Source organism: Pseudomonas sp. AC229 (assembly GCF_979254655.1).
This window is the reverse complement of sequence record NZ_CEEDHK010000070.1, coordinates 1-257: the sequence shown is the minus strand read 5'-3', so window position 1 is coordinate 257 and position 257 is coordinate 1. Positions and strand designations below refer to the sequence as shown.

1 protein-coding gene is annotated in these 257 nt (G+C 70.8%); it reads right to left on the bottom strand.

Annotated features, from left to right (window positions below; translation table 11 throughout):
- Nucleotides 1–257 (bottom strand): aldo/keto reductase (locus AC0IW7_RS24880; protein WP_471821515.1); only part of this gene is annotated, 257 nt, incomplete at both ends.

Below are 257 nucleotides of genomic sequence, written 5' to 3'. Positions count from 1 at the left end.
CACGCGCTGGAGGTCGTCCGGCACGTGGAAGTCGTTCGCGGTGTCGAGGCCGCCGGCGTGGTCGGGGTTCGGGCGCAGCAGCCGGCCGACCTTGGTCGAGAGCACGTACTCGTCCCGCGGCTTCGTCTGCAGGAAGGCTCCGAGTCGACGCTCGGACAGCCCGAGGCCGTAGTGCGGAGCGGTGTCGTAGAAGCGGATGCCGCTCTCCCACGCCGCGTCCAGCACCGCCCATGCGTCGTCGTCGGACAGCTCACGGA